We start from the raw sequence: 25074 nt of genomic DNA on the forward strand, positions 1-25074 counted from the left end.
CGCAACATGAACTGGTTCACCCGCGTCCGCAATTCGCTTGGCTTCTCTCAGGAGAAGAAGACCACCGAGAAGGATCTGTGGATCAAGTGCCCGTCGTGCCAGGAAATGCTGTTCGTGGCCGATTACGAAGCGAACCAGTCGGTCTGCCCGAAATGCGAGCATCACGGGCGGATCGGCGCGGATGCGCGGCTCGATCTGCTGCTTGATCCGGGCTACGAAATTCTCCCCCTGCCCAAGGTCACCGAAGACCCGCTGGGCTTCAAGGATACCAAGAAATATACTGACCGCCTGAAGGCCGCCCGTGCTGCCAATCCGCATGAGGAAGCCTTCGTTACCGGGTCGGGCACCATTGCCACGCGGCCGGCGGTGGTCGGCGTGCAGGACTTCAGCTTCATGGGCGGCTCGATGGGGATGGCCGTGGGTCAGGCCTTCTGCGAGGGCGCGCAAAAGGCGCTGGATCGCCGCTGCGCCTATATCGTGGTGACGGCGGCGGGCGGTGCGCGAATGCAGGAGGGGATCCTCAGCCTCATGCAGATGCCGCGCGCCACGGTGATGACGCGCCGCCTCAAGACCGCAGGCCTGCCCTATATCGTGGTGCTGACCGATCCGACCACCGGCGGGGTCACCGCGAGCTATGCCATGCTCGGCGACATCCACATTGCCGAGCCCGGCGCGCTCATCGGTTTTGCCGGCCAGCGCGTGATCCAGGACACGATCCGCGAGCAGCTGCCCGAGGGCTTCCAGCGCGCTGAATATCTCCACAAGCACGGCATGGTCGACATGGTGGTGCACCGCCGCGATCTGAAGGAGACGCTGGCGCAGGTGCTCGACTATCTCCAGCCGGTGAAGGCGGCGTAACGCACCCATGCGCGACTTTGGTCGCTCGGACGACCCGCGCGTTCAGGCACAGCTTGATCGCCTTGGCGCACTGAGCCTTCCCCAAGGCCGGCTAGGTCTGGAGACGATCCGCGCGCTTATGGAGCGGCTCGGCAATCCGCATCGCAAGTTGCCGCCGGTGTTCCATGTCGCCGGGACCAATGGCAAGGGATCGACCTGCGCCTTCCTGCGCGCGATGCTGGAGGCGCAGGGTTACAAGGTCCACGTCACCACCAGCCCTCATCTGGTGCGCTACAACGAGCGCATCCGGCTGGCGGGCGAGTTGATCTCCGACGGGATGCTGGCCGATGTGCTGGCTGAAGTGCTGGATGCAGGCGAAGACCTCGGTCCCAGCTTCTTCGAAGTCACCATCGCCGCGGCCTTCCTCGCCTTTTCGCGGGTGCCAGCCGACGTCTGCGTGGTCGAAGTCGGCATGGGCGGGCGGTTTGACGCGACCAATGTGCTGGAGCCCGATGTGCTGGCTGCCTGCGGGATCGCGGCGCTCGGCCTCGATCACGAACGCTTCCTGCTCGCGCCCGAGGAGGGCGTGCCGACCGAACCGATGGCGCGGATCGCTTTCGAGAAGGCAGGGATCGCCAAGCGTGGCGTTCCGCTGGTGACGCTCGGCACCTGGCACCTGCCCGAATCCCGGACGGCAATCGAGAAGGTCGCGGCCAAGGTCGGCGCGCCGATATACCCGGCAGGCCTTTATGGCGCATGGGCCGCCAAGACCGGCGGGGGTAACGGGCGGCTGATCTATGGCGAGGGCCAGGCCTGCTATTTCCATACGCCCCCGATCGGGCTTCCCGGCCATCACCAGATCCAGAACGCGGGTCTCGCGGTCGCCATGTTGCGCTTTCAGGACAAGGTGCAGGTGAGCGAGGCCGCGATGAAGGCTGGCATAGCCGGCGCCCGCTGGCCCGCGCGGATGCAGCGCCTCAATGCGGGTCCGCTGACAGGCGCACGCGAGGTCTGGCTCGACGGCGGGCACAACCCGCAGGCAGGCGCGATGATCGGCGCGCACTTCGAAGGGCAGCGCCTCCACCTTGTGATCGGCATGATCGAGGGGAAGGATCCGGCCTCGCTGATTGGCCCGCTCGGACCATCGCTCGCCAGTATTACCGCTGTCCCGGTGCCGGGGCACGACTGGCATCCGGCCTCTACCTTTGGCCCCAATGCCCGCCCAGCTCTCGATGTGCCGAGCGCGATGGCGATGCTTTCGGACGATGGGTTGCCGGTGCTGATCGCCGGTTCACTCTACCTCGCAGGCGAAGTGCTGCGGCTGAACGACGAAATCCCGGACTAGAGCTCCGGCTCAGGCGGCGGGGCATTTTCCGCCCGCCCCGAACGCGCCTGCCGTCCCCATTCGATCACGCACAGCACCACGGCAAAGCCGCCGATCCCGGTCGTCAGCAGGAACACGTCGTAATAGCCGCGCTCCTCGATCATCTGGCCCAAGGCAGGGCGGCCCAGCGTCCCCACCAGCATCGTCAGCGAGGAGAGGAGCGCATATTGCACCGCGCTGTAGCCCTTGGCGACCACGCTGGAGAGGTAGGCGACAAAGGCCGCGCCCGCGATGCCGACCGCGATGTTCTCAGCGCCAATCGTCAGCATCAGCCGCGCCATGCGATCATCCGCGCCGAACTGGCCAGCCAGCCAGGTGAAGCCCGTGAGGTCGCTCGCGGCTTGCATCCGCGCGCCGCCCAGCGCGAGATCGGCGTAAAGCAGGTTGGTGAGCGCCGCGATCACCGCGCCCAGCGTAAGCGTGGTCATGCGGCCGATGACGCTGAGCAGGGTGCCGCCCAGCGCCAACCCGACGATCAGCGCGCCGACACCGAAGAACTTGGATGCAATCGCCACCTCGTCCTTGGTGTATTGCAGTTCGCCCAGATAGAACGGGTAGGCAAAGCTGCCCCAGATCGCATCGGTGATGCGGTAGGACAGCACCAGCGCGATCACCAGCACCGCCGCCCATTTCAATCGTCCGATGATCTCTGCCAGCGGCAGGATCAGCGCGCGATAGCCATGATCGAGCGCGGTATCGAGCGGGCCGTTCGCTGGCGCAGCGGTGGCCAGCACATGGCGGCCCTGCTTGCGCATCGCTTCGAGCCAGCCCGCGATCAGCCCCGGGATCACCACCGTCGCGATCACGATCAGCGGGCCCATCTGGCTCACGAACTCGGTCGAATCCGGGCGTGCTTCAGGCGTTGCGGTCAATGAGCGGATCATGAAATCGAGCACCACCACCAGCGCCCAGCCCCATAGCAGCGCGACCGCTGCGAGCGCAAAGCCGCGCACCCGGGGCACGATCTGGCCGGCGCTGCGCAGCGTACCCAGATTGGCGCGCTCGCTCTCCAGCGCGGCGGCCGAGCGTTCCGCATCGGGCGCGAACAGGCCGAGGAAACCGACGAACAGCAGAATTCCGCCCATGCTGGCAAAGACTGTGGGCCAGCCCATCCGCTCGGCCATGAACAGCGCCAGCGCGCCGCCCACCAGTGCCGCGATGCGATAGCCCATCTGGTGCACGGTCGAGAGGATGTCGATGGTCGCCACCTCGTCCGCCACATCGACCCGCCAGGCATCGATCACCACGTCCTGCGTCGCGCTCGCGAAGGCGCCGATCCCGGCCAGCAGCGAAAACACGCCAAGCGCGGACAGAGGATCGAATACGGACAAGGTCACCAGAATGGCACCGAGCAGCAATTGCGCGGTGACGATCCACTGCTTGCGCTTGCCCAGCCGCCGCAGCCCCGGAAGGTCGACCCGATCGAGCGCGGGCGACCACAGGAACTTGAAGGCGTAAGCCAGGCCAACCAGCGAAAACACGCCCATCGTCTCGACATCGACCTTGGCGTCGGTCAGCCACGCATAGAGCGTGCCGAGCAGCAGCGCATAAGGCAGCCCGCTGGCAAAGCCGAACAGCAGGACATAGCCGGTCTTGGGATGGCGCAGTGAGGCTGCCAGCATCAGCCAGCGCGACAGGCGCGAGGGGGTTTCAAGAGCGGCTTCGGCCATGGCAGATCCCATCTGTTCGGGCAGCGGTTTGCGCCGGCCCGGTTTCGTGGCACACTAGGCTGGGAGACGAGGATGAGAAAAGAGCGATGAACGCCGCAGCAACAGATATGCCCACATTGCGCCCCACGCCGGGCCAATTGGCGCTGGCCGAGGCGATCCGCGGCGGGGTAGGGCGACAGGCGGGCGGGATCCAGACCGTTCCTGCCAGCAATTACACCTGCCCCGATCACTTCGCGCGCGAGAAGGCCGCGCTGTTCGATCGCTTGCCGCAGGTGATCGCGCCGTCCGCTCTGCTGCCCGAGCCCGGCATGGCGGTGCCGCATGATGCCACCGGCCGGCCGCTGCTCATCACTCGCGACAATGACGGCCGCGCGCACGTATTCCTCAACGTCTGCCGCCACCGCGGGACGCGGCTGGTAGAAGGCAGCGAGGTGCAATGCGCCAAGCGGCTTGTCTGCCCCTATCACGCCTGGACCTACAGGCTCGACGGCGGCCTCATGGCCCTGCCCCGGCCCGAGACCTTCCCGGGGCTCGACAAGGCGGATTTCGGGCTGGTCGAACTGCCTAGCCTTGAAGCGGGCGGACTGATCTGGTTCGCCCCTGACGCGGGCGCGGACTTTACCGATGCCGCGCGGCTGGGCGAGGATCTCGATGCCTTTGCAGTCGGCAAGGCGCACCTGTTCCGGCGCAAGCTTCACACGGTGAAGGGCAACTGGAAGCTCATCATGGATGCCTTTCTCGAAAGCTACCATGTCACGCGCCTCCACGCGGCCACAATCGGCCCCTTCTTCAAGGACGGGATCACCGCAGGCGACCAGATCGGCCCACACCAGCGCTCCGCTGTCGGCCGGCTGGAGGAGATGGAGCGCGTCGATCTCACCGACATGGCGGCCCTGCGCCGCGTGGTGACCTTCGCCTACCAACTGCTCCCCGCAACCATCATTGTCCCCAGCCCCGATTACGTGAACGTGATGGTGCTGATGCCGCAGTCCGCAGACCTCACGCTGGTCGAGGATTTCATGCTCATCCCCGAGGCACCGGCCACCGAAAAGGCGCTGGCGCACTGGGAAAAGAGCTGGAATCTGCTGGATGGCGGGGTCTTTGCGAGCGAGGATTTCCGCGCCGCCGAACTCGGCCAACAGGGGCTTTCATCGGGCGCGGTGGATCACATTACCCTCGGCACGCTCGAAGGCGGGATCGCGCGGTTCGACCAGATCGTCAGCGAAGCCTTGCGGGCGGCCCCCTGAGCGCCTAGTCGCCGCCCCCATGCCCACCCATCCCCCCCGCTCCGAAAATCGCCCCGAGGGCGAACGCATTGCCAAGCTGCTCGCCCGTGCAGGGATCGCCAGCCGCCGCGAGGTCGAGCGGATGATCGCCGACGGGCGCGTCGCGCTCGACGGCAAGGTGCTCGAAACCCCGGCGACGATCCTTCCCGGCCTCAGGGGCGTGACAGTGGACGGCAAGCCCGTGACCGCTGCCGAGCCGACCTGCCTGTTCGCCTTCCACAAGCCGACCGGCCTCATCACGGCCGAGCGCGATCCGGCCGGTCGCCCGACGATCTACACCGCCTTGCGCAACGCCCTGCCCAAGGGCGCGGGCCGGGTGATGCCGGTCGGGCGGCTCGATCTCAACACCGAAGGCCTGCTGCTTTTGACCAATGACGGCGAAGTGAAGCGCCGCCTTGAACTGCCAGCCTCGGGCGTGCCGCGCACGTACCGCGCCCGTGCCTTTGGCGCAGTCAGCCAGGAGCAGCTCGAAGACCTGATCGAAGGCGTCGAGATCGACGGCGTGCGCTACGGCTCGATCGACGCCAATCTCGAGCGCTCCTCGGGCCGCAACCTGTGGATCGAGATGACCATCACCGAGGGCAAGAACCGCGAAGTGCGGCGCGTGCTCGAACATCTCGGCCTTCAGGTGAACCGCCTGATCCGTGTGGGTTACGGTCCGTTCCACCTCGGCGATTTGCCCCGCGGCCAAGCGGTGGAGCTGACCGGCAAGCCGGTCGACCGCTTCCTCGCCGACCTCGCCCGGGGCGGCGCCAAGGGCGCGGCCAAGTGAGAATCATCGCCGGCCAGTGGCGCGGTCGCAAGCTTGTCGCGCCCAAGGGCGATGCCACCCGCCCGACCGCCGACCGCACCCGCGAGACGCTGTTCTCGATGCTGACAAGCCGCCTCGGCGATTTCGAAGGATTGCAGGTCGCCGATCTGTTTGCAGGCTCGGGCGCGCTCGGGCTCGAGGCGCTTTCGCGCGGGGCGGCAACCTGCCTCTTCGTCGAACAGGACCGCGCAGCGCTCGATGCGATCCGCGCCAATATCACCGCGCTTGGCGTGCGCGATCAGGCCCGTGTCGAGGCAGGTTCGGCTACGCAATTGCGCGCTATGCCCCAGCCGCTCGATCTGATCTTCGCCGATCCGCCCTATCATTCGGGCGCGGGCGAGGTCGCGCTCGACCGGCTGCTGCGATTGGGCTGGATCGGGCCGCAGACCTGGATCAGCCTCGAGACTGCGTTCAACGAGGATCCTGAGATCAAGGGCCTTGCGCTTGATACGACGCGCAAGGTCGGGAAGGCCAAACTCAGCCTGCTGCGGCTCGACGTGTCCGGGGCCTAAGCTACGCGGTCGATAAGCCGTCCGGGAATGCTTGCCCGCGCCCGGATTGTTCCCTACCTGTTCGCATGAGATCATGAGCACTCACCTGCCCTCCCCCGCCGCTGCGGCGCCCGATGCTGTGCCTGCCTATGCCGCACGGCTGAACCCGCCCCAGCGCGCAGCCGTGCTGGCGACCGAAGGCCCGGTGCTGATGCTCGCGGGCGCAGGCACGGGCAAGACCGCCGCGCTCACCGCGCGCCTTGCCCATCTGGTGGCGACCCGCCGCGCCTACCCCTCGCAGATCCTGTGCGTCACCTTCACCAACAAGGCCGCCAAGGAAATGCGTGAGCGTGTCGCCCACCACCTCGGGCCGGGGGCTGAAGGCCTGCCGTGGCTCGGCACCTTCCACTCGATCTGCGCCAAGATGCTGCGCCGCCATGCCGAGCTGGTGGGCCTGCAACACAATTACACCATCATCGACACCGATGATCAGATCCGCTTGCTCAAGCAGCTGATTGCCGAAGCCGAGCTTGACGAGAAGCGCTGGCCTGCCCGCCAGCTCGCCGGCCTGATCGATCGCTGGAAGAACCGCGGCCTCAACCCCGCCGATCTCGATGCGGTGGAAAACGAGGCCTATGCCAATGGCCGCGGCGCGGCGCTCTACGGGCGCTATCAGGAACGGCTCAAGCAGCTCAATGCCTGCGATTTCGGCGATCTGATGCTGCACATGCTGAACATCCTGCGCGGCCATCACGACATCCTGTCTGATTACCAGCGTCGCTTCCGCTACATCATGGTGGACGAATATCAGGACACCAACGCAGTCCAGTATCTGTGGCTGCGGCTGCTCGCACAGGAGCACAAGAACATCTGCGTTGTCGGTGATGACGACCAGTCGATCTATTCCTGGCGCGGGGCGGAAGTCGCCAACATCCTGCGCTTCGAGAAGGATTTCCCCGGCGCGGAAGTCATCCGGCTCGAACAGAACTACCGCTCCACCCCGCATATTCTCGGCGCGGCCTCGGGCCTGATCCGCGCCAATTCGCAGCGCCACGACAAAACCTTGTGGACCGAGGTCAATGGCGGCGACAAGGTCAAGGTCATCGGGGTGTGGGACGCGCCCGAGGAAGCGCGCCGGGTGGGCGAGGTGATCGAACGGCTCGAACGCGAAGGCGCCCCGCTCGACCGGATCGCAATTCTTGTGCGCGCGCAATACCAGACCCGTGAATTCGAAGACCGCTTCATCCAGATCGGCATCAATTACCGCATCATCGGCGGCTTTCGCTTCTACGAGCGGGCCGAGATCCGCGATGCGCTGGCCTACCTGCGCCTGATCGCCCAGCCTCAGGATGATCTGGCGTTTGAACGCATCCACAATGTCCCCAAGCGCGGGCTCGGTGCCAAGGCGCTGGAGCAGATGCACAGCCACGCCCGCCGCACCGGCCTGCCGCTGGCGGCGGCCGCGCTGCAACTGGCCGACAGCGACGAATTGCCCAAGCGCACCGCGATCACCATCGGCGGGCTGATGCGCCAGTTCCTGTACTGGCGCGAACAGGCCGAGGTGCTCTCGCCGTCCGATCTGCTGCGGCTGGTGCTGGAGGAATCGAGTTACAACGCCATGCTCGCTGCTGATCGCACGCCAGAGAGTGCAGGCCGCGCCGAAAACCTCTCCGAACTCGCCCGCGCGATGGAGGAATACGCCACCCTCGGCGAGTTTCTGGAGCATGTCAGCCTCGTCATGGACAATGACCGTTCGGACGCGGGCGAGACGGTGACGATCATGACGATCCACGCCGCCAAGGGTCTCGAATTCGACAATGTCTTCTGCGTCGGCTGGGAAGAAGGCGTGTTCCCCTCGCAGCGCGCGATCGACGAAGGCGGGCTGGCAAGCCTCGAAGAGGAGCGCCGCCTCGCCTATGTCGCGATCACCCGCGCGCGGCGCACCTGCACCATCCTCCACGCCGCCAACCGCCGCATCTACGGCCAGTGGGTAAGCTCGATTCCCAGCCGCTTCATCGAGGAGTTGCCGGGCGAGCATATCGATCAGGAAACCACCCTCACTGGCGGTGCATCGCTGTGGCGCGCGAACTGGAGCGAGCAGGAAGACCCCTTCGCCCATGTTGCGCGCGATCATCCGGCCAACGCGCAGCAACGCGGCCCAGGCTGGCAGCGCGCGCTGACCTCTGGCTACGAGACCAAGCCTGCGCGGGTGCGCGAAAGCACGCGGTCTGCGGCCAGCTTTGCCGCACCGGCGCGCAGCGACATTGCGATCGGCGCGATGGTCTCCCACGACAAGTTCGGCACCGGCTGCGTGATCGATCAGGAGGGCAACAAGCTCACCATCCTGTTCGAGGACGCGGGCGAGAAGCGGGTGCTCGACAGCTTCGTGAAAGTGGTCGGTTAGGCGATGGGCCTGCCCGATTTTCTCGGGTTCTTCAGCATTCCGGGGCTGAAGCCGCCCTTCGGTCAGCACTGGAGCTGGTGGGTGCTGTGGTCGCTGTGGGCCGGGTTCTGGCTGGGAATCGTGGTGCTGGCCGGCGTGATGGTCGCCGGAATGATCACCGGCTGAGGCTTACTCGGCCGGTTCTGCCGCCAGATCGGGATTGCTCCGCCGCCTATAGCGCGCCTCGAACGGCCGCCACAATTCACCTGCGACATCGCGGGTGCCTTCGGCAATGCCGGTCTCGCAATCGACATAGGGCGCGGGATCGACATAGGTGCCGAACAGCTTGTCCCACAGCGTGATGGTGTTGCCGAAATTGGCGCCCATCAACTGCTCGTCACGGATGTGATGCAGGCGGTGCGCAGCGGGCGAGATCAGCACCTTGCCGAGCGGGCCAAGGGTCCAGGGAACATCGGCGTGGATCAGATAGCCCCACGAGGAGCGGATCATCACGGCACCGACGATAGCCCAGGCCGGCAGGCCCAGAAGAATCACCAGCGCGAGATCGACAAACAGGCTCAGCACCTCGCCGAAGGGGTGCTTGCGATGGAGCGTCAGCCAGTTCATCGCCTCGTCGGCATGGTGGGTCGCATGGATGCGCCACAGCTCGGGGCTGTGCTCCAGCCGGTGCCGCCAATAGGCGGTGAAATCGATGATGACGATTGCCGCCACCAGCGTCGCGCCCTTGGGCAGGCTTTCCCAGAACGCGGCCAGCACGGCAAAGTGGTAGATCGTATCGCGCACCATCGCCACGGGCAGCGCCACAAGCGGGATCGCCACCAGCGTATTGAACAACAGAAGGCCGAGATTGGTGCCGATCTCGCGCCGCGCAGCCTTCAAGCCGAGCAGTACCTTGTCACGCTTGATGATGATTGCGAGCACGATGAAGAATGCCGCGGTCGGCACCAGCTCGAAGATGGTCGAGCGGACGGTCTCGAAGAAAGTCTCGAACATGGGCGCGGTGCTAACGCCCCAGTCGCCAAGAAAGCGTTAACCCTTCACCGGAACGGGGTCAGAGCCACACCAGAGAAAGCGGATAGAGGCTGATCAGCCAGCAGATGCAGCCGAGCACGATGCGCCGGTCCTTCGCGAAGATCGCCAACCCGATCGCGGGATAGAGCGACCAGCTAATGACGAACTGGCGCAGGCTGAACAGGTTCTCGGCGCCGACTATGCTCACTGTCCAGATAAACAGCGCCGTGTTGCAAACCAGCATGCCGGCCAGCACCAGCCGGTAATTGGCAGCGAAATGGGCTTCGTGATCCTGATCCGCCGTCTCGGGGAAGATCAGCGAGGCAGAGACATAGTAGACGGCAGTCACCAGAAACCCGGCAAACATCATAGGCCAGGTCGGCACGATCTCGGTTCGCAGCGCCCAGCCGAACACCCAAAAGGTAACGACATCGCAGGCCACAAGGATTCCGAGCAAGGCGGTCGACCAGCCGATCCGCACATGCTGGCGCGCCTTCAGCGCCCGGGCAAGGCCGGCGAGCGCCTCGGTCAGGGCCAATCCCAGCAGCAGACCGAATAGCGTAACCGCGTAATCGAACTCCTGCATCGCGCCGCGCTCAGCCGAAGCCGATATCGAGGAAGGACGGGCGCGGGCCGTTCCATTCGCCTGCCGGAACGGGAGCGTCGTCCTCGTGATAGCGGCGGGGACGGGCCTTGCGATCATCGCCGCCGGCACGCTCGGGGCGGCGCTCGGCGCGTTCGCGCTGCGGCCTTTCGGCAGGCTCCTCGCGCGGCTCACGCTCCTCGCGGGCGCGGCGCGGCTTACGCTCGGCGCGCTCCTCGCGCGGTTCCTCGCGCTGCTCAGCTGCCTTGGCCGCTTCGGCCTTGGCGATCACTTCGGAAAGATCGACGCGCACATCTTCCTTGCCGAACACCTTGATCGGGCTGCCGGTCAGCTTCTCGACATTAGCGATCGCCTCGGCATCTTCCTCCGAGACGAACGTGAAGGCACGCCCCTTGGCTCCCGCGCGGCCAGTGCGGCCGATGCGGTGGACGTAATCGTCCGGGTGCCAGGGCGTGTCAAAATTGAAGACGTGGGAAACGCCCTTGATGTCGAGCCCGCGCGCCGCAACGTCCGAGGCCACGAGGATATTGACCTCGCCCGCCTTGAAGCGTTCGAGCTCCTTGATGCGGCTTGCCTGATCCATGTCCCCGTGAATCTCGCTCGAGCGGAAACCGTGACGGCCAAGGCTCTGGTTCAGTTCGCGCACCGTCGTCTTGCGGTTCGCGAAGATGATCGCATTCTCGACCAGATCGTTTTCGAGGAACCAGCGCAGCGTCTCGCGCTTGCTGCGCGACTTCACCGGCACCTTGAAGGCGGTGATATCGGCATTGGTCGTCGCCGCGCGCGCGGTTTCGATCCGCTTGGGGTTGTTGAGGAACTTCTTGGCCAGCTTCTCGATCGGCGCAGGCATGGTGGCCGAGAACAGCATCGTCTGGCGGGTTTCGGGAAGCTTGGAGCAGATGAACTCGATGTCCGGAATGAAGCCCATGTCGAGCATCCGGTCGGCCTCGTCGATCACCAGCAGCTCGCAGCCGTTCAACATGATCTTGCCGCGCTCGAACAGGTCCATCAACCGGCCCGGCGTCGCGATCAGCACGTCAACCCCGTCAGACAGGGCCTTCAGCTGGTCACCCATCTGCACGCCGCCGATCAGCAGCGCCATCTTGAGATCGTGATTCTTGCCGTATTTCTCGAAATTCTCGGCCACCTGTGCGGCGAGTTCGCGGGTCGGTTCGAGGATCAGCGAGCGCGGCATCAGGGCGCGGCGGCGGCCGGCGGCCATCACATCGATCATCGGCAGGACGAAGCTTGCCGTCTTCCCCGTACCCGTCTGGGCGATACCGATGAGATCCTTCATCATCAGCACGGTCGGGATTGCCTGCGCCTGGATCGCGGTCGGCGTGGTATAGCCCGCGTCCTCCACGGCTTTGAGCAATTCGGGCGAAAGGCCGAGATCGGCGAAAGTCATGCGGTGTGTGGTGTCCGAAAATGGCGGGCAGACGGGCTGCCGGGATTGCTGGCTCTCGCTGCAATCATACGCGGCAGCGGGCCGCCGCGCCTTTCCCGCAAACGGGCGCAAAAGTCAAGGAAACGCGCGTATCCGGCGCGGGCAGCCGCTAGTCCCGAACCTCGACCAGACGGCGCATCGATTCCACCTCGCACTTGGCGCCGGTGCGCGACTGCAGCTTGTCGCGATCAACGCAGAGCCGCCCGTCCTTGCTGCGCTCGACATAGAAGCCCGAATAGAAATCGCGGGCCCGGCAGGACTTGTCGAGGTTGACCGAGATCATCCGGCGATCACGCAGGAACAGCACCAGCCGGTTGCCGCTCCCCGTCTGAACGCCGGCAATCCCTTCTAGCGGAACACATTTTTCCTTGCCCGCCTCCTCGAAGCGCGAGGTCGCGCGCTGGGGGAGATCGGCAAGCATGTTCTGCCGCACGGCAGGCACGGCAGGCGAGATCCGCACCACCACGCGCTGTTCGATCCGCACCTGCCGCGCGCTTTGCTGGGCATGGAACGCCACTAGCGGATTGGTTTGCGGCGCGTGCGATTGCTGGGCCGCATCGCCTTGCGGCGCGGACGGTTCCTGCCTGCCTGACAGGCCCGTGCCCGCTGCCAAGGGCAGCATCAGCGCAAGCGGCGCTGCAAGGGCAAACAGGCTGTTCATGGCTGGAAAGGACTTCTCCGTTAAATGGTTGTGTGCTGCGGCGGACACGAGGTTCAGGCAGCATCCCGCCTAACGTTCGCAATTGAACCCCGGCTTAACTGGCGTGCAGGCCAGCGCAAAACCACTGGCACATTTGCCGCAGACTGTGGCATGGCCGCAACAATGACTGCGACTGCCCCCGCCCCCGTCTCCTCTGCAGCTTTTCTGGACGAAGCCGAGCGCCTGCTGGGCCAGCGCGGGCTGACCCGCGACCCCGATCGGATGGACGCCTGGCTTACCGACTGGCGCGGCCGCTACACCGGACGCGCGCTCGCACTCGCCTCGCCGGCTTCGACCGCCGAGGTCTCCGCGCTGGTGAAGCTTTGCGCAAGGCACCGCGTGCCAATCGTTCCACAGGGCGGCAATAGCGGCATGGCAGGCGGAGCGACCCCGGATGCAAGCGGCAACGCGATCATCCTCAGCCTGCGCCGGATGGACGCGGTGCGGCAGATGGATGCCGCTGCCGGACAGATCACATGCGAGGCGGGCGTCATCCTCCAGCACCTCCACGATCTTGCCGGAGATGCGGGCCTTCGCTTCCCGCTGACGCTCGGCGGCAAGGGATCAGCGACCATCGGCGGGCTGGTATCGACCAATGCCGGCGGCACCCAGGTGCTGCGCCACGGCACGATGCGCGCGCAGGTGCTGGGGCTGGAGGCAGTGTTGGCCGACGGATCGGTGTTCGATGCGCTCACCCCGCTCAAGAAGGACAATCGCGGGTTTGACTTGAAGCAGCTGCTGATCGGCTCGGAAGGGACGCTGGGCATCGTCACGGCGGCTTGCCTGAAGCTGCTTCCCGCGCCCACCGGCAGGGTGACCGCGTGGACCGGGCTCGCTTCGATCACCGACGCGCGCACCTTGCTGCGACGGGTGGAACGCGACCTAGGCGAGGCGCTCGAAGGTTTCGAGGTGGTGCCCGCGCATTGCCTCAATTCCGTGCTCGGCCACCTGCCTGCCGCCCGCGCACCACTGAGCGAACGCCATGCATGGAACGCCCTGATCGAATGTGTCTCGGCGAGCGATGATAGCGAGACCTTGCGCGAAAAGCTTGAGGCAAGCCTTGCTGCGGCGATGGAAGACGGTCTGCTGGCCGATGCGGTGATCGCCGCCAATGATCGCCAGGCCGAGGATTTCTGGCAGCTTCGCGATTCCATCTCGGCCGCCGAGCGCGCGCTGGGGCCGGCGATGCAGCACGATATCTCGGTACCGGTCGAGAAGATGCCGGAATTCATCCTCGCTGCGAGCCCGGCTGTGGAGCAGGCCTTCCCCGGGACGCGGGCGGTTGCCTTCGGGCATCTGGGCGACGGCAATGTCCATTTCCACGTTCTCGCGCCCACCGGTGCCATACGCGGGGAATGGGAAGAGGCCGAGGGCAAGGCCGTGAGCGCGCGCGTCTATGATCTGGTCACGCAATGGGGCGGATCGATCAGTGCCGAACACGGGATCGGGCAGTTGAAAGTCGCCGAACTTGCCCGCCTGCACGACCCGGTTGCGCTCGCCATGATGCGAAACGTCAAGCAGGCGCTCGACCCGCTCGGCCTGCTTAACCCCGGCAAGCTGGTGATCACGCCCCCTGCGGCTTGCACCTAGGCGCGCAAACGCCTATTGGCGCCGCGTCCGGCGGGCGTGACCTGCCACAGGGATCGCCCACCACTGACTTTTCTCGGAGACGAATTCATGGCCAGCGCGCCGCAACCGAACCTTCCGCTGTTCTACAAGGACCTCATGCCGCTCAACAGCCGCGACCATGCCGACTGGAAGGTCGGCACGCTTGAAGACGCGGCATTCATGGCCGATACGCATGCGGTGCCGCTGACCACCGACGAATTTATCGATGCCCAGCGCGATTTCCCGATCGTGTTCACGATCGGCGAGAGCCCGCTGCCGATCGCGCTGTTCGGCCTCAACGAAGGCGTCAACACCTTCATGGGCGAAGACAACAAGCTCAACGAAGTCGTTTACGTGCCGGCCTATGTGCGCCGCTACCCCTACATGCTGGCGCGCCTGCACCCGGAAGCCGAAGAGCTCTCGCTGTGCTTCGATCCGAGCGCCGGTGTGGTCGGCAAGAAGGATGAGGGCCTCGCCCTGTTCCAGGACGGCAACCAGCCGACCGAATACACCCAGGGCGTGCTGGAGTTCTGCCGCCGCTTCGAGGAAGCCGGCCAGCGCACCAAGTCGTTCATGGACGAGCTCAAGAAGCTCGACATCCTGATGGACGGCGAAATCGCCATCACCCGTGCCGACCAGCCGGACAAGCCTTTCGTCTATCGCGGCTTCCAGATGGTCAACGAGGACAAGCTGCGCGAACTGCCGGCAGCAACCCTCGAAGAGCTCAACAAGAACGGCATGCTGATCGTCATCCACGCTCACCTGTTCTCGCTGAACCTGATGCGCACGATCTTCGAACGCCAGATGGCGCAGGGCAAGATGCCGGCGCTCGAAGGCGCCGCGAACTAAGACCTCGCCGCCCCGCACCATCGGGCCGGGCAGCGAAACGAAAAGATGACGGGCGGCTCCGCAAGGCGGGGCCGCCCGTTTCGCGTCTGGATCCGGGTAAATGCCTTACTCGGCAGCCTGCAGCAGGCTGTCCCCCCCGCCGAGCCGCGCGGTCTCTGCCCCAAGCGTGCGGACCAGCGACGCTAGTGCCGTGGCCATCGCCCCCATCCCCTCGCCCGGCTCGGCCAGCCGGTGATCGAGATAGGTGCTGCGGCACACCTCGATCTGCACCGCATGAATGCCGCGCTGGGGCTGTCCGTGGCGATCGAGCACATAGCCGCCCGAATAGGGCCGGTTCTGAGCGGCGGACACACCGCAGCACGCCAGATGGTGCAGCGCCCTGCCCATCAATGCGTGATCGCAGCTCACCCCGAACCGGTCACCCAGCACGATCTGCGGGGCCAGCGCCTCGCCTTCAGCAGCACGTAGCGGCGGCATGGAGTGGAGATCGATCAGCAAGGCCGCACCCCAGACCTTGCGGATGCGGGCCAGCTCCTCGCCGAGAAAGCCGTGATAGGCGCGGTGAACCCCGGCGATGCGCGCGGCAAGCTCGGCGCGGGGCAGGCGTCCGCGCCAGATCTCGCCCGTGCCCGGCAGGCGACGCGGCACCAGCCCCAATCCGCTGCGAGCACGGCGATTGCCGCTGTGTTCGGCCTTGGGGGCATGGGGCGCGACATGATCGGGCCGTCCGCCTTCGATCATGTCCCAGTCGATATCGTCTTCGGCGCGGTTCAAATCGAGCAGCGCGCGCGGCGCATGGGCGACCAGCAGGCCCGCTCCGGTCTCCTGCGCCACCATCCGCCCCAGCCGGTCGACCATACGATCCTCGAGCCGGAGCTGCGATGCCAGCGGATCGCGCATCCGCGCCGTCACGCTGGCCGGATAGGCCCGGCCCGCATGGGGCACGGCCACCAGCACCGGCAGGCCCGCATGATGCGGCGCGGCAAAGGTGAAGGCGGCCCTGCCCTCTAGCCCCGGCACCCGCCCGCCGCTGACGCGCAGCAGATCGCCGTCTGGTGTTGCGGCGTGAGGTTCGGAATGGCCGGAAGAGGTGCGCGACATCACACCTGCCTTGCTGCCGCCTTTGGGCAAGGCTGTCAAAGCCTGATCGTTAGTCGCTGCCGGCTGACAACGGCAATTTCGCAGCCTCGGGGAAAGATTTCTTAAGTCCGTCGTGCTACGCCCCACGCATGACATCGACCACTGCCCCCCGCATCCTGCTCGCCGAAGACGAAGAGGCGATGCGCACCTATCTGGAGCGCGCGCTGACCAATGCCGGTTACCGGGTGGACGCGGTCGATCGCGGGACGGAGGCGATCCCGCTGCTCGAATCCGGCGACTTCGACCTGCTGCTCTCGGACATTGTCATGCCCGAGATGGACGGGATCGAGCTGGCCCAACGCTGCGCGGAAATCTCGCCGCACACCAAGGTGATGTTCATCACCGGCTTTGCCGCCGTCAGCTTGCGCGCCAGCCGTGAACAGCCGGCGGCCAAGGTGTTGTCCAAGCCCTTCCACCTGCGCGATCTGGTGCTTGAGGTCGAACGCATGTTCGAGGACGCAGGCGAAGCGCGGGTCTAGTTTTCCGGGCTGTCCCGAATCGCTTGCACCTTCGAAAGGGCTGCGATAAAGGGCCGCTCCGCGCTCGAAAGGGCGCTGATCCGATGGTGCGGGCGTATAGCTCAGTGGTAGAGCACTATGTTGACATCGTAGGGGTCGCAAGTTCAATCCTTGCTACGCCCACCATCGGCTTCCAAAGCAAATAGCCCGCCACTCCGGCGGGCTTTTTTGTGCCCGCGATCGGCGCGTCCGCAAAGTGCAACGGCTGTTGCGTTTCATTTGCAACTCGCGCGCTTGCAAGCCCGCCCTCCTCTGCTAAAGCCCGCGCGGGATCTTTGGGCCTTTGGACGGGCTCAGAACAGCTTCCTGTCGGACAATCATAGCCCTTCGCAGGCAACTGCGACGAGGGGGCAAGAAGGATAGGGCAACACGAATGCAGAAAATCAAAGTCGCCAACCCGGTGGTCGAGCTCGATGGGGACGAGATGACCCGGATCATCTGGCAGTGGATCCGCGAAAGGCTGATCCTGCCCTACCTCGACATTGATCTGCGCTATTATGATCTGTCGATCGAGAACCGCGATGCAACCGACGATCAGGTGACGATCGATTCCGCCAACGCCATCAAGGAACACGGCGTCGGCGTGAAGTGCGCAACGATCACCCCCGATGAACAGCGCGTCGAGGAATTCAGCCTCAAGAAGATGTGGAAGTCGCCCAACGGCACCATCCGCAACATCCTCGGCGGCGTGGTGTTCCGCGAGCCGATCGTGATCGAAAACGTCCCCCGCCTCGTGCCGGGCTGGACCGACCCCATCGTCGTCGGCCGTCACGCGTTTGGTGACCAGTACAAGGCGACCGACACCTTGATCCCCGGCCCCGGCAAGCTGCGGCTGGTATGGGACGGCGCCAACGGCGAGAAGATCGACCTCGACGTGTTCGACTTCCCGAGCGCCGGCGTCGCGATGGCGATGTACAACCTCGACGATTCGATCCGCGATTTCGCCCGCGCCAGCTTCAACTACGGCCTCAACCTTGGCTGGCCGGTCTATCTCAGCACCAAGAACACGATCATGAAGGCCTATGACGGGCGCTTCAAGGACCTGTTCCAGGAAGTCTTCGACAACGAAGGCTTTGCCGAGCAGTTCAAGGCCAAGGGCATGGTCTACGAGCACCGCCTGATCGACGACATGGTCGCCTCGGCGCTCAAGTGGTCGGGCAAGTTCGTCTGGGCGTGCAAGAACTATGACGGCGACGTGCAGTCGGACACCGTGGCGCAGGGCTTCGGCTCGCTCGGCCTGATGACCTCGGTGCTGCTCAGCCCCGACGGCAAGACCGTGGAGGCCGAAGCCGCCCACGGCACCGTCACCCGCCACTACCGCCAGCACCAGCAGGGCAAGGCGACCTCGACCAACCCGATCGCCTCGATCTTCGCCTGGACCCGCGGCCTGATGTATCGCGGCAAGTTCGATAACACCCCTGAAGTGGTGAAGTTTGCCGAAACGCTCGAGCGCGTCTGCATCCAGACCGTCGAGAAGGGTTACATGACCAAGGACCTCGCGCTCCTGATCGGCCCGGGGCAGGCGTGGCAGACCACCGAGCAGTTCTTCGAGACCATCGTCGAAAACCTCGAGAAGGAAATGTCGGCCGCGGCCTGATCGGCCCTTCCGCACAACACTACGGAGCCGGGCGGTCAGCGGATCGCCCGGCTTTTTTATTGCGCTGCCCATGGGTGACAGCCCTGCCCGCCCGCGTTAAGCCTTGGCCGTGGCCGGCGAACTCACCCTCTCTCCTATCCTGTCCGATGCCCTGGTGATCCTTGGTGCGGCCGGGATCGTCATCCCGGTCTTTGCGCGCTTCCGCATCACCCCGATCATCGGTTTCATCCTGATTGGCGTGGCTGTCGGGCCCTATGGCCTGGGCTCGCTGGTGGGGCGATTCCCGTGGCTCGAACATATAACCATCACCAACCCCCAGGCGCTCACGCCTTTTGCCGATTTCGGCATCGTGCTGCTATTGTTCGCGATCGGGCTGGAGCTGTCGTTCAACCGCCTGTGGGCGATGCGCAGGCTGGTGTTCGGGCTCGGCGCGCTGGAACTCATCATCATCGGCTCCTCGATCGCCGCTGTCCTCGGGCTGAGCGGCATGCTCGGCTGGACCGCTGCGCTGGCGCTGGGCTTTGCGCTGGCCTTTTCCTCGACCGCGATCGTTCTGCCGATTTCAGGCACCCGCACGCCGGTTGGCCGAGCGGCGCTGTCGATGCTGCTGTTCGAGGACATCATGATCGTGCCGATCATCTTCATCCTCGGCGCGCTTGCCCCCAACGCGCAGAGTGAAGGTTGGGAAGGTCTGATCGACACCCTATGGCAGGGCGGGCTGGTGATCGCGGTGCTGCTGGTCGTGGGTCGTTTTGCCCTGCCCCGCCTGTTCGCGCAGGCCGCGCGCACCAAGAACCCGGAGCTGTTCCTCGCCGCATCGCTGCTGGTGGTGATCGGTGCCAGCCTTGCAACATCGCTCGTCGGCCTCTCGCCCATCGTTGGCGCGCTGATCGCCGGACTGCTGATTGCCGAGACCGAATATCACACCGAGGTTGAGCTGATCATGGAACCCTTCAAGGGCCTTGCCCTCGGCGTGTTCCTTATCACCGTGGGCATGAGCATCAATCTCGTCGAAATCGGCAGCCAGATCGGGGCGCTGGCCCTGGCGGTTGTCGGCGTGATCGTGTTCAAGGCGGTGGTGACGAGCATCCTGCTGCGCCTCATGGGCGCACGGCGCGGCACCGCGGCCGAGACCGGGGTGATGATGGCGAGCCCCTCGGAGACCACGCTGATCGTGCTTTCCGCTGCAACCGCGGCGCTGGTGATCGACACCGAGACCGCGCAGTTCTGGCAGACCGTCACCGCGATTGGCCTCACCATCACGCCATTGCTAGCGCGCCTGGGCCAGGTAATCGCGCGCAGGGTCGAACATGGCAGCACCCTCCCGCCCGAAGACGACAGCAGCGAGGCGCGCACCATCATCGTCGGCGGCGGTCGTGTCGGCCGGCTGGTGGCGGACATGATGCAGGCCCATGGCAAGCCCTATGTGATGATCGATTCGAACCCCGATCTGGTCACCACCGCCCGGCAGGACGGATACCGCGCGACCTTCGGCGATGCGGCGCGGCGCGACACGCTGACCCGCCTCGGGGTCGAGACCGCACCGGCCGTGGTGCTGACCATGGACGAGCCGGTGCTGGCCCAGCGGCTGGTCGGAAAGCTGCGCCGCGACTACTCTGATCTGCTGATCGTCGCCCGTGCGCGCGATACCGATCACGCCGCCGCACTCTACCGCGCAGGGGCGAGCCACGCCGTGCCCGAAACGCTCGAAAGCTCGCTCCAGCTTTCAGAGGCCGTGCTGGTCGATATCGGGGTGGCGATGGGCCCGGTAATCGCTTCGATCCATGCCAAGCGCGACGAGTACCGCGAGCAACTCGAGCGGGATGGCGGCCTCAGCGAAAAGCCGAAGCTGCGGACCTCGAACAGCGTCCCGGTCTAACCGATCACCCAGCGCGTATTGAAGACAAAAACCCGCGCATCGGGCGGCTGGCGCAATTTGAAGCGCAGGCGGGCTGCGCGGCAGGTCTCATAGGCGATCCGAGCTGTGTTGCTGGATTCGACCGGACGGCACGATTCGACCCGACCCGTCTCGTTGAAGGCGAGCACAACCGTTACTCGCGCCTCGATATGGTTGCGCAGCGCTGAGGAGGGGTAGTCCATCGGGATGTAGCTCACCTCTTTCAAGGTCAGCCGCTGATCGGCTGGCGGTATTTCGTAGCCGCCGAAACGCACCCCCTGCCCTTCAAGCGGATAGGGCTGCTCGAACGCGAATTCGGACTGGTCATCATGTCGCGGATCGCGCCTACGAAAGGTCAGGCGCAGCGTGCCCCGGGTGTAATCGAGCACCATCGAAGGTAACAACCGGAGCCGCCCGGCGGTGCGGACATGAGCGCACAGGGCGCGCGCTGCAGGGCTCAGGCCGGCGCCCGATGCCATGCGGCAATCCTGTACAGACCCTGCGGCATCGATCACCAGTTCCAGCGCAATGCTGCGTCCGTCGCGGAATTCGCGGCGGAAGGGCTTGAGGACCCGGTCAAGCTCTGGGAGCTCGAAGGTGCCTGCACCGGACAGGTCAAACACCTCGCCCTGAAAGACGATGGGTTCGCGGGTCTGCGCCGCGATCGGACGGGTTGTGATCAGCGCCAGCGCCGCGAGGGCCGCGCTGTCGCCACCAAGCCTCACGCGGAGAGCAACGCCTTCGCTGCCGCCAATGCGTCTGCCGCCTTGTCGCCATCGGGGCCGCCGCCCTGCGCCATGTCGGCCCGGCCGCCGCCGCCCTTGCCGCCCAGCGCCTCGACACCCGCGCGCACCAGATCGACCGCGCTGAAGCGCGCGGTAAGATCGTCGGTCACCGCCGCCGCGATGCTCGCCTTGCCGTCATTGACCGCAATCAGCACCGCCACGCCCGATCCCATCCGCTGTTTGGCGGCATCGAGCAGCGGGCGTAGTTCCTTGGGGTCGAGCCCGTCGAGCACCTGCCCGGAAAAGGTCACGCCAGCGACATTTTCGTCCGCCGTGGCCGCAGCTCCGGCCGAACCCCCGCCACCCAGCGCCAGCGCCTTCTTGGCCTCGGCCAGCTCCTTTTCGAGCCGCTTGCGTTCTTCCATCAGCGCGGCGAGGCGCGCGGGCACTTCATCCGGCGTCGCACGGATCACGCCCGCAGCAGCCTTGAGCGCGTCCTCGCGTGCGACCAGCCACTGACGCGCGCCTTCGCCGGTCAGCGCCTCGATCCGGCGCACGCCAGAGGAGACGGCGCTTTCCGAGACGATGCGGAACAGGCCGATATCGCCGGTGGCGCGCACATGGGTGCCGCCGCAGAGTTCGACCGAATAGTTGCGCCCTTCGCGCCCTGCACGGCCCATCGAAAGCACGCGGACTTCATCGCCATACTTCTCGCCGAACAGCGCCAGCGCGCCTGCCGCGACGGCATCGTCCGGGGTCATCAAGCGGGTGCCGACCGCTTCGTTGGCGCGGATTTCCGCGTTCACTTCGGCCTCGATTGCCGTGACGTCATCGGGCGTCAAAGCGACCGGGTGCGAGAAGTCGAAGCGCAGCTTGTCTTCGGCGACGAGACTGCCCTTCTGCGTGACATGGCCGCCGAGACGATTGCGCAGCGCGGCATGGACGAGGTGGGTGGCCGAGTGGTTGGCCCGGATGCGGTCGCGCCGCTCGACATCGACCTTGAGCTCGACCGTGTCGTCCACCGCGATTTCGCCCGCCTCGATCCGCACCTGATGGGCGTGAAGACGGCCAAGCGGCTTGGCGGTATCGGTGACGCTGGCCTTGAAGCCGGCAAGGCTGGCCATGTGGCCGGCATCGCCGGTCTGGCCGCCGCTTTCGCCGTAGAAGGGGGTCTGGTTGGTGAGAATCACCACGAGGTCGCCGGCTGCGGCGTTCTGGACTTCGGCCCCGCCCTTGACGATCGCGACCACCCGGCCCTCGCCACTGGTGGAGGCATAGCCGGTGAACTCGGTCGCCCCTTCGCGCTCGGCAATGTCGAACCAGACTTCGCCCGATGCTGCCTCGCCCGAGCCCTTCCACGCGGCGCGCGCGGCGGCCTTTTGGCGGGCCATGGCGGCGTCGAACCCGGGCTTGTCCACTCCGATTCCGCGGGCGCGCAGCGCGTCCTCGGTCAGGTCATAGGGGAAGCCGTAGGTGTCATAGAGGCGGAAGGCGATCTCGCCGTCGAGCTCGCCGCCGCTGGCCATGTCGCCGGTGGCTTCGTCGAGAAGCTTCAGGCCCTTGTCGAGCGTGCGGCGGAACTGGGTTTCCTCGCGCTCGAGCACCTCCTCGATCAGCGCCTGACCGCGGGTGAGCTCGGGATAGGCGGCGCCCATTTCGGTGACGAGCGCGGGCACGAGGCGGTGCATCAGCGGCTCGGCTGCGCCCAAAAGGTGGGCGTGGCGCATCGCGCGGCGCATGATCCGGCGCAACACGTAGCCCCGGCCTTCGTTGGAGGGCAGCACCCCGTCGGCCATGAGGAAGCTGGTGGAGCGCAGGTGGTCGGCAATTACTCGGTGGCTCGCCGCGTTTTCGCCCTGGGCGGCAACGCCGGTGAGGCCTTCCGAGGCCGCGATCAGCGCCTTGAAGGTGTCCGTGTCGTAGTTGTCATGCACGCCCTGAAGCACCGCAGCGACACGCTCGATCCCCATGCCGGTATCAATCGACGGCTTGGGCAAGTCGATGCGCGCGCCACCGGCCTGCTGCTCGTATTGCATGAACACGAGGTTCCAGATCTCGACGAAGCGGTCACCATCCTCGTCCGGACTGCCCGGAGGGCCTCCAAAGATGTGATCGCCGTGATCGTAGAAGATTTCAGAACACGGCCCACAAGGCCCGGTGTCGCCCATGGACCAGAAGTTGTCATTGGTGCTGATGCGGATGATGCGCTCTTCGGGCAGGCCGGCAATGCGCTTCCACAGGGAGGCTGCTTCATCGTCGGTGTGGTAGACCGTGACCGTCAGGCGATCCTTGGGCAGGCCCCATTCGCCGGTCAGCAAGGTCCAGGCATGCTCGATCGCCTGCTCCTTGAAGTAATCCCCGAAAGAGAAGTTGCCGAGCATCTCGAAAAAGGTGTGGTGCCGGGCGGTGTAGCCGACATTGTCGAGATCATTGTGCTTGCCCCCGGCGCGCACGCATTTCTGCGAGGACGCAGCACGCGGCGCAGGCGGGGTCTCCAGCCCGGTAAAGACGTTCTTGAACGGCACCATGCCCGCATTGACGAACATCAGCGTCGGATCGTTATAGGGAACGAGCGGCGCGCTGGGCGTGACGGCGTGACCGGCCTTGCCGAAATAGTCGAGGAAGGACCGGCGGATTTCGTTGGTTGAGCTCATGGCGGTGCAGTTAGGCAATGCACGGCTCTAAGGCAATGGACCGCGCAATCGCCACGCTTCACCGCAGCTCTGAAGTGTGGCCTGCGGTCCACAATTCCGCCCCCTCGCTCAGTACCCGCTTCCCCCCGGAAGCCCCGCAAACGAAAAGCCGGCACGAGCCCTGAGGAAAGGTCTCGCACCGGCTTTCCGGTTTTCCGGGCGCCCTTGGACAGGCGGAGAGCTGGACAGTCCCCGCGCACGCCCGCTTGGGGATCAGTCTTCGGAGTCCGCGTCCGGCCCCGTCATCATCTCCCCGGCCACCGCGTCGGTCCGGCTGCGAATTGCAGCTTCCAGGCGGTCGCAAACTTCCGGGTTTTCCTTGAGGTAGGTCTTGGCGTTCTCACGCCCCTGCCCGATGCGGATCGAATCGTAGGAGAACCAGCTCCCCGACTTCTCGACGAGGCCCGCCTTCACGCCGAGATCGAGGATTTCACCGATCTTCGAGATGCCCTCGCCATACATGATGTCGAATTCGACCTGCTTGAACGGCGGAGCGACCTTGTTCTTGACCACCTTCACGCGGGTGGTGTTGCCGATGATCTCGTCACGATCCTTGATCTGGCCGGTGCGGCGGATATCGAGACGGACCGAGGCGTAGAACTTGAGCGCGTTGCCGCCGGTAGTGGTCTCGGGGTTGCCGTACATCACGCCGATCTTCATGCGCAGCTGGTTGATGAAGATCACCATGCACTTGGAGCGGTTGATCGACCCGGTCAGCTTGCGCAGCGACTGGCTCATCAGGCGGGCCTGCAGGCCAACGTGCGAATCGCCCATCTCGCCTTCGATTTCCGCACGCGGCACCAGCGCCGCAACCGAATCGACCACCAGAACGTCGATCGCGTTCGAGCGCACCAGCGTATCGGTGATTTCCAGCGCCTGCTCGCCCGTATCGGGCTGCGAGACGATCAGCTCGTCAATATTGACACCAAGCTTCTTGGCGTAGACCGGATCGAGTGCGTGCTCCGCGTCAACGAAAGCCGCGGTACCGCCAGCCTTCTGCGCTTCGGCAATGACATGCAGCGCCAGCGTGGTCTTGCCCGAGCTTTCCGGACCATAGACCTCGATCACGCGGCCCTTGGGCAGGCCGCCCACGCCAAGCGCGATGTCGAGACCCAGAGAGCCGGTCGAGATCGCTTCGACCTGCATGGTTTCCTTCTGGCCCAGCTTCATCGCCGAACCCTTGCCGAAGGCCCGGTCAATCTGCGCAAGCGCGGCTTCGAGCGCCTTTTGACGATCCACGTCCTTTTCCTTCTCTACAAGTTTCAATGACGTAGCCATCGCACGCGCTCCTTCGCTTGCCTAGTGGCGATCACCAGTTTTCGACGACCGCCTTGAGCAGCTTGTATCGCATTTGTTCTCATGGAACAAGCAGGGAACGAAAAATATTTCCTACCGCGCCAGC

21 protein-coding genes and 1 tRNA gene are annotated in these 25074 nt (G+C 65.4%); 13 read left to right on the plus strand and 9 right to left on the minus strand.

Annotated features, from left to right (window positions below):
• Positions 1-6: 6 nt before the first annotated feature.
• Together accD and RSE14_RS04125 are read left to right on the plus strand one after the other, a co-directional pair.
• Entirely contained in the window at positions 7-858 is an 852-nt protein-coding gene (gene accD, locus RSE14_RS04120) for an acetyl-CoA carboxylase, carboxyltransferase subunit beta (RefSeq protein ID WP_324075972.1), read from the plus strand.
• 7 nt (positions 859-865) lie between these two features.
• Positions 866-2182: a bifunctional folylpolyglutamate synthase/dihydrofolate synthase gene (locus RSE14_RS04125; RefSeq protein ID WP_324075973.1), complete on the plus strand. Its 1317-nt coding sequence runs from the start codon at positions 866-868 to the stop codon at positions 2180-2182.
• Here the strand turns inward: RSE14_RS04125 and RSE14_RS04130 are convergent.
• A complete protein-coding gene (locus RSE14_RS04130; RefSeq protein WP_324075974.1) occupies positions 2179-3891 on the minus strand; it encodes an AmpG family muropeptide MFS transporter in 1713 nt (570 codons plus the stop codon). The two genes, RSE14_RS04125 and RSE14_RS04130, sit on opposite strands and share 4 nt — an antisense overlap.
• 107 nt (positions 3892-3998) lie before the next feature.
• Here RSE14_RS04130 and RSE14_RS04135 point away from each other — a divergent pair, with 107 nt between their 5' ends.
• The 5 genes from RSE14_RS04135 to RSE14_RS04155 all read left to right on the plus strand — a co-directional run bounded on the left by RSE14_RS04135 (position 3999) and on the right by RSE14_RS04155 (position 9048).
• Positions 3999-5138, plus strand: coding sequence for an aromatic ring-hydroxylating oxygenase subunit alpha (locus tag RSE14_RS04135; protein ID WP_324075975.1), 1140 nt, complete (start codon positions 3999-4001; stop codon positions 5136-5138).
• Between the two features lie 19 nt (positions 5139-5157).
• Positions 5158-5949 (plus strand): pseudouridine synthase, encoded by a 792-nt coding sequence (locus RSE14_RS04140; RefSeq protein WP_324075976.1) that lies wholly within the window; start codon positions 5158-5160, stop codon positions 5947-5949.
• Positions 5946-6500, plus strand: coding sequence for a 16S rRNA (guanine(966)-N(2))-methyltransferase RsmD (gene rsmD / locus RSE14_RS04145; RefSeq protein ID WP_324075977.1), 555 nt, complete (start codon positions 5946-5948; stop codon positions 6498-6500). Before RSE14_RS04140 ends, rsmD begins: the two co-directional genes overlap by 4 nt.
• A gap of 73 nt (positions 6501-6573) precedes the next feature.
• Positions 6574-8883: an ATP-dependent helicase gene (locus RSE14_RS04150; protein WP_324075978.1), complete on the plus strand. Its 2310-nt coding sequence runs from the start codon at positions 6574-6576 to the stop codon at positions 8881-8883.
• Positions 8884-8886: 3 nt separating this feature from the next.
• The gene (locus tag RSE14_RS04155; RefSeq protein ID WP_324075979.1) at positions 8887-9048 is read left to right on the plus strand and encodes a hypothetical protein; all 162 of its coding nucleotides are present in this window, start codon (positions 8887-8889) and stop codon (positions 9046-9048) included.
• Between the two features lie 3 nt (positions 9049-9051).
• Here the strand turns inward: RSE14_RS04155 and RSE14_RS04160 are convergent, their stop codons facing one another.
• The 4 genes from RSE14_RS04160 to RSE14_RS04175 form a co-directional block, all read right to left on the minus strand.
• Complete coding sequence (locus RSE14_RS04160; RefSeq protein WP_324075980.1) at positions 9052-9876, minus strand: sterol desaturase family protein; 825 nt, start codon at positions 9874-9876, stop codon at positions 9052-9054.
• 58 nt (positions 9877-9934) lie between these two features.
• The gene (locus RSE14_RS04165) at positions 9935-10480 is read right to left on the minus strand and encodes a hypothetical protein (RefSeq protein ID WP_324075981.1); all 546 of its coding nucleotides are present in this window, start codon (positions 10478-10480) and stop codon (positions 9935-9937) included.
• A gap of 10 nt (positions 10481-10490) precedes the next feature.
• Positions 10491-11906: a DEAD/DEAH box helicase gene (locus tag RSE14_RS04170; protein WP_324075982.1), complete on the minus strand. Its 1416-nt coding sequence runs from the start codon at positions 11904-11906 to the stop codon at positions 10491-10493.
• 148 nt (positions 11907-12054) lie between these two features.
• Positions 12055-12606 carry a hypothetical protein gene (locus tag RSE14_RS04175; RefSeq protein WP_324075983.1) on the minus strand — a complete coding sequence of 184 codons (552 nt, stop codon included), beginning with the start codon at positions 12604-12606 and terminating at the stop codon, positions 12055-12057.
• A gap of 162 nt (positions 12607-12768) precedes the next feature.
• Between RSE14_RS04175 and RSE14_RS04180 the strand changes: the two genes are divergently transcribed.
• Both RSE14_RS04180 and RSE14_RS04185 read left to right on the plus strand, forming a co-directional pair.
• A complete protein-coding gene (locus RSE14_RS04180) occupies positions 12769-14235 on the plus strand; it encodes an FAD-binding oxidoreductase (RefSeq protein ID WP_324075984.1) in 1467 nt (488 codons plus the stop codon).
• Between the two features lie 87 nt (positions 14236-14322).
• Entirely contained in the window at positions 14323-15102 is a 780-nt protein-coding gene (locus RSE14_RS04185) for a SapC family protein (protein WP_324075985.1), read from the plus strand.
• Positions 15103-15207: 105 nt separating this feature from the next.
• Here RSE14_RS04185 and RSE14_RS04190 read toward each other — a convergent pair whose 3' ends face one another.
• On the minus strand, positions 15208-16203 hold the full coding sequence (locus RSE14_RS04190) for an N-formylglutamate amidohydrolase (RefSeq protein WP_324075986.1): 996 nt from the start codon (positions 16201-16203) through the stop codon (positions 15208-15210).
• A 128-nt stretch (positions 16204-16331) separates the two neighbouring features.
• Here RSE14_RS04190 and cpdR point away from each other — a divergent pair, with 128 nt between their 5' ends.
• The 4 genes from cpdR (at position 16332) to RSE14_RS04210 (ending at position 20236) form a co-directional block, all read left to right on the plus strand.
• Positions 16332-16721 (plus strand): cell cycle two-component system response regulator CpdR, encoded by a 390-nt coding sequence (cpdR, locus tag RSE14_RS04195; protein ID WP_324075987.1) that lies wholly within the window; start codon positions 16332-16334, stop codon positions 16719-16721.
• A 90-nt stretch (positions 16722-16811) separates the two neighbouring features.
• A tRNA-Val gene (locus RSE14_RS04200) sits at positions 16812-16886 on the plus strand.
• 247 nt (positions 16887-17133) lie between these two features.
• The gene (locus RSE14_RS04205; protein ID WP_324075988.1) at positions 17134-18357 is read left to right on the plus strand and encodes an NADP-dependent isocitrate dehydrogenase; all 1224 of its coding nucleotides are present in this window, start codon (positions 17134-17136) and stop codon (positions 18355-18357) included.
• A 109-nt stretch (positions 18358-18466) separates the two neighbouring features.
• Positions 18467-20236, plus strand: a complete 1770-nt coding sequence (locus RSE14_RS04210) for a cation:proton antiporter domain-containing protein (protein WP_324075989.1) — start codon at positions 18467-18469, stop codon at positions 20234-20236.
• Here RSE14_RS04210 and RSE14_RS04215 read toward each other — a convergent pair.
• The 3 genes from RSE14_RS04215 to recA form a co-directional block, all read right to left on the minus strand.
• Positions 20233-20979 carry an energy transducer TonB gene (locus RSE14_RS04215; protein ID WP_324075990.1) on the minus strand — a complete coding sequence of 249 codons (747 nt, stop codon included), beginning with the start codon at positions 20977-20979 and terminating at the stop codon, positions 20233-20235. The genes RSE14_RS04210 and RSE14_RS04215 overlap by 4 nt on opposite strands.
• The gene (gene alaS, locus RSE14_RS04220; RefSeq protein WP_324075991.1) at positions 20976-23633 is read right to left on the minus strand and encodes an alanine--tRNA ligase; all 2658 of its coding nucleotides are present in this window, start codon (positions 23631-23633) and stop codon (positions 20976-20978) included. Before alaS ends, RSE14_RS04215 begins: the two co-directional genes overlap by 4 nt.
• Positions 23634-23885: 252 nt before the next feature.
• On the minus strand, positions 23886-24950 hold the full coding sequence (gene recA / locus RSE14_RS04225; RefSeq protein WP_324075992.1) for a recombinase RecA: 1065 nt from the start codon (positions 24948-24950) through the stop codon (positions 23886-23888).
• Positions 24951-25074 lie beyond the last annotated feature (124 nt).

Origin of the sequence: Erythrobacter sp. (assembly GCF_035194505.1) — a bacterium.
In the GTDB taxonomy this organism is placed as follows: Bacteria; Pseudomonadota; Alphaproteobacteria; order Sphingomonadales; family Sphingomonadaceae; genus Erythrobacter.